The organism is Paraburkholderia caffeinilytica, from assembly GCF_051027425.1.
GTDB lineage: Bacteria > Pseudomonadota > Gammaproteobacteria > Burkholderiales > Burkholderiaceae > Paraburkholderia > Paraburkholderia caffeinilytica_A.
In genome coordinates this window covers 371,473-383,456 of sequence record NZ_CP186552.1, presented here as the reverse complement: position 1 = coordinate 383,456, position 11,984 = coordinate 371,473, and the positions used below count along the sequence as shown (strand labels likewise).

The window sequence follows — 11,984 nt, the reverse complement described above, 5'->3', positions numbered from 1 at the left end:
TGCCCCACTCACGCGCCGGCCGGCGCATAAGCAAAGCAACTTCGTTCAGGCAGCTTCGAGCAGAGGCATCAAACCGCCCGCGCGATCGAGCGCGGACAGGTCATCGTACCCGCCGACATGCGTCTCGCCGATGAACACCTGCGGCACCGTGCGGCGACCGGTCCGGGTCATCATTTCTTCACGACGGGCCGGGTCTTTGTCGATCAGTACCTTTTCAACGTGCTCGACGCCGCGCGACTTTAAAAGACGTTCGGCCATCTGGCAATACGGGCACACCTGGGTGCTGTACATGATGACTTTGTTCACTTGACTGCTCCTTGTTTCACAACCGGCATACCGGCTTTCTGCCAGGCGTCGAGGCCGCCCTCGAGAACATGGACTTCGGCGTATCCGGCATCTTGCACGATACGCGCAGCCTTGTTCGATTGCAGGCCGGTCTGGCAAACCAGCAGCACCGGGTTGTTCTTGTTCTTCACGAGTTGCGCGACTTTCGCCTGCAACTCAGCAAATTCAAGGTGCCGCGCGGCGGGCAAATGGCCCTTGGCGAAGTCGGCGGACGAACGCAGATCGATGACCGCCGCATTGCGCCGGTTGATCAGTTGGGTCGCCTCGGCGGCCGACAGGCCCCCGCGGCCACGCCGGCTGATCGTCGGCCACAGCAGCAACCCACCGGAGATGAGGACGATTGCGATCAGTACAAGGTTTGTGTAATCAGTGAAAAACTTCACGGAAAATCCGCCGAAAAAGAGAGAAATCGAAAAGGGCAATCCAGCCATTATAAAATAACCGTCTGACGCGATGGCGGCGCTCCTCTAGAGGACCCTCGCAGCGCTTTACCGCTTCCTTACTACCGACCGGCAATCTCATGTACAAACTCGTTCTCATCCGCCACGGCGAATCGACGTGGAACAAGGAAAACCGCTTCACGGGCTGGGTCGACGTCGACCTGACCGAGCAGGGCAATCGTGAAGCGCAGCAAGCGGGCGTGCTGCTGAAGGAATCGGGCTACACGTTCGATATCGCCTACACGTCGGTGCTCAAGCGCGCGGTCCGCACCTTGTGGCACGTGCAGGACCAGATGGACCTGATGTATCTGCCGGTGGTGCATTCCTGGCGCCTGAACGAACGCCACTACGGCGCGCTGTCGGGCCTGAACAAGGCGGAAACCGCCGCCAAATTCGGCGATGAACAGGTGCTGGTCTGGCGCCGCAGCTACGATACGCCGCCGCCGGCGCTCGATCCGTCGGACGAACGCGCGCCCTACAACGATCCGCGCTACGCCAAAGTGCCGCGCGAACAATTGCCGCTCACCGAGTGCCTGAAGGATACCGTCGCGCGCGTTCTGCCGTTGTGGAACGAGTCGATTGCGCCGGCCATCAAGTCGGGCCGCAAGGTCGTGATCGCCGCGCACGGCAACTCGATCCGCGCCCTGGTGAAGTATCTCGACAATATTTCGGACGACGACATCGTCGGCCTGAATATTCCGAACGGCGTGCCGCTCGTCTATGAACTCGACGAAAACCTGAAGCCGGTCAAGCACTACTATCTGGGCGACCAGGACGCGATTGCAAAGGCGCAGGCCGCGGTGGCCAAGCAAGGCAAAGCGGGCTAAACCGGGGCCACAGACCGTTGCGGCCCCCGCCCCGCCTGTAGTGGAAATGTGCAGCGGGGGCCCGGCAAACGGGCCGCCCCACCGGCGGGACCTCCCGGCGTACGCGATGCGCCGGCTGTCAATTGCGCCATCGCCCTGCCATCTTGCCGTTACTACACATTACTTCGGCACCGCGCCCTCCGGCTCGCGAACCAGGGCCCGGCTCGTGCTGTCGAATCACGATTGCCTGTGCTGCGCCCTGACAGGGCGGGTGTGCAGTTATACTTGTCCGTCCCCATCTCTATCGACGCTGCCACGCGCTTCCGACCGCAACAGACTCTATGCGAAAGAACCTGAAAAATATCGGCCTGATTGCCGCGGGCCTTGCTACCGGCGTATTTGCCACCCTGCAACTCTCCGCCTCGGCCCAGCAACCCGCCAGCGCCGCATCGAGTGCTGTCGCGCCGTTGCCGCTGGACCAGCTCAGGCTCTTTGCCGAAGTCTTCGGGCAAATCAAGCATGAGTACGTCGAACCGGTCGACGACAAGAAACTCCTCACCGCCGCGATCAAGGGCATGGTGTCGAGCCTCGACCCGCACTCGTCGTATCTCGACAAAACCGATTACGAAGAACTGCAGGAGCAGACCAAGGGTCGCTTCGCGGGTCTCGGCATCGAAATTTCGTCGGAAGACGGCCTGATCAAGGTGATCTCGCCGATTGAAGACACGCCTGCATTCCGCGCCGGCATCCGTCCGGGCGACCTGATCACCCGCATCAACGACAAACCCGTGCGCGGCATGACGCTCGACCAGGCCGTCAAGCAGATGCGTGGCGATCCGGGCACCAAGGTCACGCTGACCATCTTCCGCAAGACCGACGACCGCACGTTCCCGCTCACGGTGACGCGCGCGATCATCAAGGTCCAGTCGGTCAAGATGAAGATCCTTGCTCCGGGCTATGCGTACATCCGCATCACCAGCTTCCAGGAACGCACCACGCCGGATCTGGCCGCCAGGTTGCAAGACATTGCGCGTCAGCAGCCGAACCTGAAGGGTCTCGTGCTCGATCTGCGCAATAACGGCGGCGGTCTGCTGCAAAGCGCGGTCGGCGTGGCCGGCGCGTTCCTGCCGGCGAATTCCGTTGTGGTGTCCACCAACGGTCAGATCCCGGATTCGAAGCAGGTCTATCGCGATACGTACGACAACTACCGCCTGCAATCCTTCGACAGCGATCCGCTGAAAGACGAAGCGCCGATCTTCAAGACTGTGCCGATGATCGTGCTGACCAACGCCTACTCGGCGTCGGCTTCGGAAATCGTCGCGGGCGCGCTGCAGGATCAGCATCGTGCGCTGATCGTCGGCAAGACCACGTTCGGTAAGGGCTCGGTGCAAACCGTCCGGCCGATGACGGCCGACACGGCCCTGCGTCTGACCACGGCGTACTACTACACGCCGAGCGGCCGTTCGATCCAGAACAAGGGCATTCGTCCTGATATCGCGGTCGACCAATACGCAGAAGGCGATCCGGACGACGCACTGGTTACCCGCGAAGTCGACTACTCGAACCACCTTGCGAACACGCAGGACCCGAACGAGAAGAAAGAAGCGGACCAGCGCGAACAGGAACGCATGGACCAACTGCGTCAGCTTGAAGAGCAGAACGACAAGAAGACGCCGGAACAGCGTCAGAAGGATCGTGAGCGCAAGCCGGTCGAGTTCGGTTCGGCCGACGACTTCATGCTGCAACAGGCGCTGAACAAGCTGGAAGGCAAGCCGGTGCAGGAATCGAAGTCGCTGACCGAGCGGCGTCTGGCGCAGAACAAGCCGGCAACGTCGGCGTCCGCGCCGGTCGCGGTGAAGCCGACACAACCGGTACCGGGCGCATCGGGCCCGGTTCCGGCCTCGGCGCCTGCCACGCAGAGCAACTAAGCCGCAAACCTACGTGTCTTCGCAGCCGAACATGCTGCGAAGACACGTGGCAGTACATGCTGTTGCTGTAATACCCGGCGCCAGCGCCGGCACGAACACCCGCTCCCCGCGCGATTAAAATAACGAAACCGCGCATGGCAGGCCACCGGTCCTGCACCTCATTGCGCGACACTCCACGCGCCCCGCCATGAATGACGATCAACTCCTCCGCTATTCCCGCCACATCCTCGTCGACGAAATCGGCATCGAGGCGCAGCAGCGTTTTATCGACGCGCACGCGATCGTCGTCGGCGCCGGCGGGCTAGGTTCGCCAGCGGCGATGTATCTGGCGGCGGCGGGCGTGGGCCGCCTGACGCTGGTCGATGCCGATACGGTCGACCTGACGAATCTGCAGCGGCAGATTCTGCATGTCACTGCGTCGGTCGGGCGCAAGAAGGTGGAGTCGGGGCGCGACGCGATCGCCCAGATCAATCCCGAGGTGGTGGTGAACGCGGTCGCCGAACGTGTCGACGATGCATGGCTCGATCGCGAAGTGCCGCACGCCACCGTCGTGCTCGATTGCACGGATAACTTCGCCACGCGTCACGCGATCAATCGGGCGTGCGTGAAACATGGCGTGCCGCTGGTGTCGGGCGCGGCACTGCGCTTCGACGGGCAGATCAGCACCTTCGATTTTCGCGACGCGGCGTCACCCTGCTACGCGTGCGTGTTCCCGGAAGATCAACCGTTCGAAGAAGTCGCGTGCTCGACCATGGGCGTGTTCGCACCCACGGTCGGCATCATCGGTTCGATGCAAGCCGCTGAAGCGCTGAAAGTAATCGGCGAAATCGGCACGCCGCTGGTAGGCCGCCTCACGATGCTCGATTCGCTGCGAATGGAATGGAACACGATGCGCATAGCGCGTCAGCCGGATTGCCCGGTATGCGGGCAACGGCATCAGGCCTGAGCAAGCCGCAGGACGCAGAATAAAAAACGCCGCACATGTGCGGCGTTTTTTATTCACCTGAACCCGATCATCCGGGCTCTCAGTTTTTCAAGCCTGCACGACGCGTTTGAGCGCCGCCTGCACTTCTTCCGGTTCGAACGAAGCCAGCACGTCGGCCACGGGCTTCTCAAGCGTCTTCAGGTGTGAGCGCAGAACTTCCTGCTTGACCACCAGCAACTGGCTCGGATGCATCGAAAATTCGGTGAGGCCCATGCCGAGCAACAAACGCGTCAGCGCCGGATCGCCCGCCATCTCGCCGCATACCGACACCGGCACGCCTGCCCGCTTCGCCTCGCGCAGCGTGAAGGCGATCAGATGCAGCACCGCGGGATGCAGCGGGTCGTACAGATGCGCGACCGAGTTATCCGCCCGATCGATCGCCAGCGTGTACTGGATCAGATCGTTAGTGCCGATCGACAGGAAATCCAGCCGCTTGAGAAACAGCGGCAACGCAATCGCGGCGGCCGGAATCTCGATCATCGCGCCGACCTGCACGTTCGGATCGTAGGCGATGCCGGCATCGTCCAACTGACGCTTGGCTTCGCGAATCAGATCGAGTGTCTGATCGATCTCCTGCGCATGCGCGAGCATCGGAATCAGAATCTTCACCGAGCCGAACGCCGACGCGCGAAGAATGGCGCGCAGTTGCGTCAGGAACATTTGCGGCTCCGAGAGGCTCCAGCGGATCGCTCTGAGCCCCAAGGCGGGGTTCGGCGCCGTTTCGTAACCATCGCCGCCGGCCATCGAATCGAGCGGCTTGTCGGCGCCGACGTCGATCGTACGAATCGTCACCGGCAAACCGTTCATCAACTCGACCGCGCGACGGTAAGCGGCGAACTGCTCCTCCTCTTCCGGCAAATGATGCTTGTGATTCATGAACAGGAACTCGGTGCGGAACAGGCCCACACCGGTCGCACCCGAATCGACCGCGGCGCGCGCGTCTTCCGGCAGCTCGATGTTCGCGCAAAGTTCGATACGCGTGCCGCAGAGTGTTTGTGTCGGCGAAAACTTCAGCCGCTGCAGCTTGCGCTGCTCCAGCGCTTTTTCGCTCTGACGGTACGAGTATTCTTCCAGCACGATCGGCGCGGGATCGACGATCACAATGCCATGATCGCCGTCGACAATGATCAGATCGTCCTGGCGGATCAGTTGGCTCGCATGCTGCACACCCACCGCGGCCGGAATACCGAGGCTGCGCGCAACGATCGCCGTGTGCGAAGTACGCCCGCCGAGATCGGTGACGAAACCCTGAAACGTTTGCGTTTTGAACTGCATCATGTCGGCCGGCGCGATGTCGTGCGCGACTACGATCATTTCCTCGCAGGTGCCGTGCACACCATCCACCAGCGCGACCGATGCGCCGGCGAGCGCCTTCAGCACGCGCTCCACCACCTGCTCGATGTCGGCTTTGCGCTCGCGCAGGTATTCGTCTTCGATATCGTCGAAATGGCGCGACAGGCGCTCAAGTTGCTCCGTTAGCGCCCACTCCACGTTGTAGCGGCGCGTACGGATCAGGTCGATGGTTTCCTGCACGAGCATTGCATCGTTCAGGATCATTGAATGAACGTTGATGAACGCACCCATTTCGCTGGGCGCGTCTGCCGCGAGATCGGCGCGTAACGTGTCGAGCTCCTGATGCACCAGTTGCTGGGCCGTGCGAAAGCGCTCGACCTCGCCCTCGATCTGGGCGGGTTCGATCAGATAGTGGTCTACGTCAAGTGCAGCCGGGGCGATCAGATAAGCCCGCCCGATGGCGATACCGCGTGACACGGGAATTCCATGCAGCGTGAAGGACACGCGCACCTCCTCTAGTTGTGTGATGCCGCGGCAAACCGCTGCAATGCTCTCAGACTCTCGTCGTCATTATAAATTCCGCGCTCTTTACAAGTACGCCGGGGCTGTGTGCACCGCAGCACGAAATATCGTAAGCGGCCGCAATAATGTCCCCCTCGTGGCGCCTGCATTCCGGCAACGCGACCCTTCACTTGTCGATTCAGCTACCGGCTCGCGCGCCTTGCAAGACTCTCAAGCGCCAATTGTCATGCGCTAAAAAAAATGCCGCGGACAGCCGCGGCATTTTGCTTCCGGCAAGGCAAACGCGTGACTTCACTGACCCTCGCCGAATTTATCGGCAATCAGTTTCAACAATGCGTCCATCGCGTCTTTTTCGTCGGCGCCTTCCGTTTCGATCAGCACCGTGCTGCCGATACCCGCGGCCAGCATCATCACACCCATGATGCTTTTGGCATTGATACGGCGGCCATTGCGGCTCATCCAGATTTCCGCCTGGTAGTTGCCCGCGAGTTGCGTCAACTTGGCCGACGCGCGCGCGTGCAGCCCCAGCTTGTTCACAATAGTCGTTTCCTGTTGCAGCATGTGATGGTCCGAAGCGCGGGTAAGTGTTGTAGTGAAAGGTGAAACTGCAAACCAGTAGCCAACGGGTTGCACGCAACCCGATCGCCACTGCTTAAGCTTAAAGCCGTGCGATCCGCTTACACCCCGCCCGAGCCGGCCTTCTGCGTCAGGTCGGCCCCGGGAGGCAACGCGGACAAACAGTCTGCGGAAGCGGCAGTGGGCGGCAAAGCCGGCAAACAGTCGCCGGACCCCGCGGGCGGCGCAACCGGCGCCGGCGTGGCAGGCCCGATTGCATGCACGCCCTTGGTAGCGCCGGCGAGCGCCTTGTCGGCCAGCGTGTCGAGCGGCGTAGCGCGATAACAGACCGCGCGCACCAGCATCGGCAGATTGACGCCGCACAGCACGCGAACGTTCGGCAACGAAGCGAGCCGCCCGGCGATATTCGCCGGCGTGGCGCCGAACATGTCGGTGAGCACGAGTGCGCCGTTTTCTTCCTTGAGCCGCTCGATTTCCGAATGCGCGAACGCGACCTGCTGCGCGGGATCGCAATCCGGCGATACGTCGATCACGCCGATACGAGCCGGTAAGCCACCATAAATATGCGAAATACAATCGCGCAACGCGGTGGCAAACGGAGCGTGCGCAATGATCAGAATGCCTGCCATGTCAGCCTTACTGCAAAAGAACGGCCCCGAACCGTGGACCGGGACGAAACCCGGTTCGTAAGCGTCCTCGACCGGCCGTGGGTCGCGAGGACCGGAACGCATCATTTGGCGAGCGGCCCGCGGTGCCGGAATCGCCACGGCACCAGCGGAAAACTGCCCGCTTACAGTCCGCAATCCATGCCTGCAGTGTCCGGCAGACGCCTTCGATTCGGCTTGGCGCGGGAGAGCGGGCATTGTATCAGGCCCATTTTCGCGCCAAAGCCGGCGTTTCGCTTGATGCGGATTTACTACACAGTTTGGGGAGCATGGCGGCCATTCAAGGGCCGCGTCTCAACTCCGGCTCACGCTGCCGCACGCTCCAGTGCGTCGATAAACATCGCGGCGACGTCGAAGCCTGTCTGATCCATGATCTCGCGGAAACACGTCGGGCTCGTGACGTTCACCTCGGTAAGCCAGTCGCCGATCGCATCCAGTCCGACCAGCAGCAGGCCGCGCGCGGCGAGCACCGGCGCGAGTGTGTCGGCGATCTTGCGGTCATGCTCGGTGAGCGGGCGCGCCACGCCCAGGCCGCCGGCCGCGAGATTGCCGCGCACTTCATTGCCCTGAGGAATCCGCGCCAGCGAAAACGGCACCGGTTCGCCACCGATCAGCAGGATCCGCTTGTCGCCGTCCTTGATCTCGGGGATGAATTTTTGCGCCATGACCGAGCGCGCGCCGTCGTGGCTCAGCATCTCGATGATCGAGCCGAGGTTCATGCCGTCGGCCTTCACGCGGAACACGCCCATGCCGCCCATGCCGTCGAGCGGCTTCAGGATCACGTCGCCGTGTTCTTCGTGGAAGGCGCGCAGGCGGGCAGCGTCGCGCGTCACCAGCGTCGGCGCGACGAACTGCGCGAACTCGCCGATCGCCAGCTTTTCCGAATGATCGCGAATAGCCTGCGGCTTGTTGAAAATGCGCGCGCCGCCGCGTTCGGCCATTTCCAGCAGCCATGTCGACGTCACGTATTCCATGTCGAACGGCGGGTCTTTGCGCATCACCACCGCGCTGAAGTGTTTCAGCGATTTCGGCGCGGCCGCTTCAGCGGCGTACCAGGTGTCGCGATGCAGGTCCGTCACGTCGCCGACAATCGCAAAGCGCTGCACGTTCGCCTCGACATCGCCGCCCGTCCACGCCAGATGCTTCGGCTCGCACGTGTAAAGCGTGTGACCGCGGCGCGTGGCTTCGGCCATCATCGCGTAGGTCGAATCTTTGTAGATCTTGAACTGCGTAAGCGGATCGGCGATGAAAAGAATGTCCATGGGGATTCCGGTGCGCCCTTCGGGCTTGGCATTGATCGTAAATATAGTCGGTGAAAATGGCGATGGCGGCACGCATGCCGCCATCGCCACCTCGCGAGGCTTAAACCTGAATCGCTTCCGGATCGGTCTTTTCCAGTTCGACCGATGCAGCCAGCAAGCCGAGCCGTGCCACCACGCCGTACATATAGAAGCGGTTCGGCACCGCTGCGCCGGGCTTCGCGTGCGCATCCGGCAGCGCCGTGTGCTCGAAGCCGAGCGGCACGAAGTGCATGCCGGGCGCGTTCAGATTCTGATCGCGCTCACGGCTGCCGTGCACGCGGTAGAAGCCGCCCACCACGTAACGGTCGATCATGTACACCACCGGTTCGGCAACTTCCTCGCCGATCCGCTCGAAGGTGTACACGCCTTCCTGCACGATCACGTCATGCACTTCGAGGCCGTCTTTGGTGGCGGCCATCTTGGCGCGCTCGCGCTTGGTCAGCGCGGCCACTTCAGAGGCGTCGTGCACGGTCATCACGCCCATGCCATACGTGCCCGCATCCGACTTGATGACAACATACGGTTTCTCGGAAATACCGTACTCGCGATATTTCCTCGCGATCTTCTTGAGCACGCCGTCGATCGCATCCGTCAGCGCTTCCTCACCGGTGCGCTCCTGGAAATCGACCCCTTCGACATGCGCGAAGTACGGATTGATCATCCACGGATCGATCTCGACCATTTTCGCGAACTTCTTCGCGACGTCGTCATAGCAGGAGAAGTGCGTCGATTTGCGGCGAACGGCCCAGCCGGCATGCAGCGGCGGCAGCAGATACTGCTCGTGCAGATTTTCCAGGATCGGCGGGATACCGCCCGACAGGTCATTGTTCAGCAGAATCGAGCACGGGTCGAAATTCTTCAGGCCAAGGCGCCGCTGCGAACGTTCGAGCGGTTCGAGCACCAGCTTCTGTCCGTCGGACAGCGCAATCGTGACCGGCCCGACGATGCTTTCGTCGAGCGTGCCGAAACGCACGTTCAAGCCCGCCTGACGCATGATCGCGGCCAGCCGGGCGACATTCTCGAGATAAAACGCATTGCGCGTATGGCGCTCCGGAATCACCAGCAGATTCTTCGCGTCCGGGCAGATCTTCTCGATCGACGCCATCGCGGCCTGCACGGCGAGCGGCAACACTTCTTGCGGCAGGTTGTTGAACGCGCCGGGAAACAGATTGGTATCGACCGGCGCGAGCTTGAAACCCGCGTTACGCAGATCGACTGAACAGTAGAACGGCGGCGTGTGCTCCTGCCATTCGAGCCGGAACCAGCGTTCGATGGCGGGCGTAGCGTCGAGGATCTTCCGCTCGAGATCGAGCAGCGGGCCGTTTAACGCCGTAACTAGGTGCGGAACCATTGATCACTCGCAGACTGGAGAAAAAAGATTGTAGTGCAAATGCTTTGTCCATTTGGGGACGGTTTCTCCATTCGCAAGCCGATGCGAATGCATTCTCGCTATCGCCATGATAGGCAGGGAAAACTACTGTTTACAAGATAAGCGGCAAGAAAAAAGCCCGCCATAAAGGCGGGCCAAAGTCGCTGCGCTTGATTCTGATTCGTCAAGCCTTGGAGCTCGACTTTGCGTACAAAAAGTCCTTATTCGACGTGTTCGCCATGCAGGCTCACGTCCAGGCCTTCGCGTTCCTGTTCTTCCGTCACGCGGATGCCCATCACCATGTCGATGATCTTCAGCAGGATGTAGCTCACCACGCCGCTGTAGATCAGCGTCGTCAGCACGCCCTTGGCTTGCAGAATCACGCTGCCGTCCGCGCCGCCGATGTCCTTGACCGCGAACACGCCGGTCAGGATCGCACCCACGATACCGCCGATGCAGTGCACGCCGAACGCGTCGAGCGAATCGTCGTAACCGAGCTTGTGCTTGAGCCACGTGGCCGACCAGAAGCAGATCACACCTGCCGCGATACCGATCACCAGCGAACCCGCCATACCGACGAAGCCCGAAGCCGGCGTAATCGCCACCAGACCTGCCACGGCGCCCGACACGATACCGAGGACCGACGGCTTACCCTTGGTTGCCCATTCGGCGAACATCCAGGCGAGTGCAGCTGCTGCGGTTGCCACTTGCGTTGCGAACATCGCGAAACCGGCACGGCCGTCTGCCGCCACTGCCGAACCCGCGTTGAAGCCGAACCAGCCTACCCACAGCATGGCGCCACCGATCAGCGTGAGCGTCAGGTTGTGCGGCGCCATCGCTTCCTTGCCGTAGCCGACACGCTTGCCGAGCACCAGAGCACAGACCAGCGCCGCAATACCGGCATTGATGTGCACCACCGTGCCGCCCGCGAAGTCGAGGATGCCCGCGCTAGCCAGCCAGCCGGACGGTTCCCACACCATGTGCGCGATCGGCGAGTAGACGATGATCGACCACAGCGTCATGAACACGAGCATCGCCGAGAACTTCATACGGTCGGCAAACGCGCCCGTGATCAGTGCCGGGGTAATGATCGCGAACGTCATCTGATAGACGACGTAGACCGTTTCCGGGATCGTCGGTGCGAGGTGGCTGACGGTCAGCGTCGTGGCCTTGTCGCCCTTGATGTAGTTCATGCCCGCCATGAAGAAGCGCGAGAAGCCGCCAATGAACGAGTTACCCGGCGTGAAGGCGAGGGTGTAACCCACCACCACCCAGATGATCGACACGAGGCAGGTGATCGCGAAGCTTTGCATCAGGATCGCGAGCACGCTCTTCTTGCGGACCATGCCGCCGTAGAACAGTGCCAGGCCCGGGATCGTCATGAACAGCACGAGCGCGGTGGAGGTCAGCATCCAGGCGGTGTCGCCCGAATTGATCTTCGACGAATCGACCGAGAACGGCGCGGTCGGTGCGGCGGGCGCGGCGTCCGAAGCTGCCGGCGCGGCTGCGGCGGCGCTGGCCGCTGGCGCGGCGGACGCATCGGCGGCCGGTGCCGAAGCCGCGGCGGCAGCGGGTGCTGCCGAAGCGTCAGGCGCCGGCGCGCTCGCCGTCGTATCGGAAGCCGCTGCCGAGGCGGCTGCAGGGGCGGAAGCGTCGTCCGCGAGGGCGGCGCCGATACCGCCCGCGAGCAGTGAACCGGCCATCAGCAAGGACATCATTAATTTGCGCATCTTCGTTTCCTCTTGTCGCTATCT

At 62.1% G+C, this 11,984-nt stretch carries 11 protein-coding genes; 3 read left to right on the top strand and 8 right to left on the bottom strand.

The window, feature by feature from the left end; all coding sequences use genetic code 11:
- Nucleotides 1–45: 45 nt before the first annotated feature.
- Together grxC and ACOSV0_RS01675 are read right to left on the bottom strand one after the other, a co-directional pair.
- Entirely contained in the window at nucleotides 46–306 is a 261-nt protein-coding gene (gene grxC / locus ACOSV0_RS01680; RefSeq protein WP_028199035.1) for a glutaredoxin 3, read from the bottom strand.
- The gene (locus ACOSV0_RS01675) at nucleotides 303–728 is read right to left on the bottom strand and encodes a rhodanese-like domain-containing protein (RefSeq protein WP_434108299.1); all 426 of its coding nucleotides are present in this window, start codon (nucleotides 726–728) and stop codon (nucleotides 303–305) included. Before ACOSV0_RS01675 ends, grxC begins: the two co-directional genes overlap by 4 nt.
- Before the next feature lie 137 nt (nucleotides 729–865).
- Between ACOSV0_RS01675 and gpmA the strand changes: the two genes are divergently transcribed.
- From gpmA to ACOSV0_RS01660, 3 genes are all read left to right on the top strand, one after another.
- Nucleotides 866–1,612 carry a 2,3-diphosphoglycerate-dependent phosphoglycerate mutase gene (gene gpmA / locus ACOSV0_RS01670; protein WP_434108297.1) on the top strand — a complete coding sequence of 249 codons (747 nt, stop codon included), beginning with the start codon at nucleotides 866–868 and terminating at the stop codon, nucleotides 1,610–1,612.
- Between the two features lie 320 nt (nucleotides 1,613–1,932).
- On the top strand, nucleotides 1,933–3,519 hold the full coding sequence (locus tag ACOSV0_RS01665; RefSeq protein ID WP_434108295.1) for a S41 family peptidase: 1,587 nt from the start codon (nucleotides 1,933–1,935) through the stop codon (nucleotides 3,517–3,519).
- Nucleotides 3,520–3,706: 187 nt separating this feature from the next.
- Nucleotides 3,707–4,465 (top strand): HesA/MoeB/ThiF family protein, encoded by a 759-nt coding sequence (locus ACOSV0_RS01660; protein WP_434108293.1) that lies wholly within the window; start codon nucleotides 3,707–3,709, stop codon nucleotides 4,463–4,465.
- An 87-nt stretch (nucleotides 4,466–4,552) separates the two neighbouring features.
- On the opposite strand, the gene ptsP is transcribed toward ACOSV0_RS01660, so the two are convergent.
- The 6 genes from ptsP to ACOSV0_RS01630 form a co-directional block, all read right to left on the bottom strand.
- Nucleotides 4,553–6,301: a phosphoenolpyruvate--protein phosphotransferase gene (gene ptsP / locus ACOSV0_RS01655; protein WP_434108292.1), complete on the bottom strand. Its 1,749-nt coding sequence runs from the start codon at nucleotides 6,299–6,301 to the stop codon at nucleotides 4,553–4,555.
- Nucleotides 6,302–6,610: 309 nt separating this feature from the next.
- Entirely contained in the window at nucleotides 6,611–6,880 is a 270-nt protein-coding gene (locus ACOSV0_RS01650; protein WP_085482323.1) for an HPr family phosphocarrier protein, read from the bottom strand.
- Between the two features lie 116 nt (nucleotides 6,881–6,996).
- Nucleotides 6,997–7,524 carry a PTS sugar transporter subunit IIA gene (locus tag ACOSV0_RS01645; protein ID WP_434108291.1) on the bottom strand — a complete coding sequence of 176 codons (528 nt, stop codon included), beginning with the start codon at nucleotides 7,522–7,524 and terminating at the stop codon, nucleotides 6,997–6,999.
- A 341-nt stretch (nucleotides 7,525–7,865) separates the two neighbouring features.
- Nucleotides 7,866–8,822: a glutathione synthase gene (gene gshB, locus ACOSV0_RS01640; RefSeq protein ID WP_434108290.1), complete on the bottom strand. Its 957-nt coding sequence runs from the start codon at nucleotides 8,820–8,822 to the stop codon at nucleotides 7,866–7,868.
- A 100-nt stretch (nucleotides 8,823–8,922) separates the two neighbouring features.
- Nucleotides 8,923–10,212 carry a glutamate--cysteine ligase gene (gene gshA, locus ACOSV0_RS01635; RefSeq protein ID WP_434108289.1) on the bottom strand — a complete coding sequence of 430 codons (1,290 nt, stop codon included), beginning with the start codon at nucleotides 10,210–10,212 and terminating at the stop codon, nucleotides 8,923–8,925.
- Between the two features lie 239 nt (nucleotides 10,213–10,451).
- Nucleotides 10,452–11,960: an ammonium transporter gene (locus ACOSV0_RS01630; protein WP_434108288.1), complete on the bottom strand. Its 1,509-nt coding sequence runs from the start codon at nucleotides 11,958–11,960 to the stop codon at nucleotides 10,452–10,454.
- Nucleotides 11,961–11,984: the final 24 nt, after the last annotated feature.

Bases quoted from the DNA above. Each gene is read 5' to 3' on its own strand.
- ACOSV0_RS01645 (WP_434108291.1), bottom strand. From the start codon at position 7,524: ATGGCAGGCATTCTGATCATTGCGCACGCTCCGTTTGCCACCGCGTTG.
- ACOSV0_RS01650 (WP_085482323.1), bottom strand. From the start codon at position 6,880: ATGCTGCAACAGGAAACGACTATTGTGAACAAGCTGGGGCTGCACGCG.
- gpmA (WP_434108297.1), top strand. From the start codon at position 866: ATGTACAAACTCGTTCTCATCCGCCACGGCGAATCGACGTGGAACAAG.
- gshA (WP_434108289.1), bottom strand. From the start codon at position 10,212: ATGGTTCCGCACCTAGTTACGGCGTTAAACGGCCCGCTGCTCGATCTC.
- gshB (WP_434108290.1), bottom strand. From the start codon at position 8,822: ATGGACATTCTTTTCATCGCCGATCCGCTTACGCAGTTCAAGATCTAC.
- ACOSV0_RS01630 (WP_434108288.1), bottom strand. From the start codon at position 11,960: ATGCGCAAATTAATGATGTCCTTGCTGATGGCCGGTTCACTGCTCGCG.
- ACOSV0_RS01660 (WP_434108293.1), top strand. From the start codon at position 3,707: ATGAATGACGATCAACTCCTCCGCTATTCCCGCCACATCCTCGTCGAC.
- ACOSV0_RS01665 (WP_434108295.1), top strand. From the start codon at position 1,933: ATGCGAAAGAACCTGAAAAATATCGGCCTGATTGCCGCGGGCCTTGCT.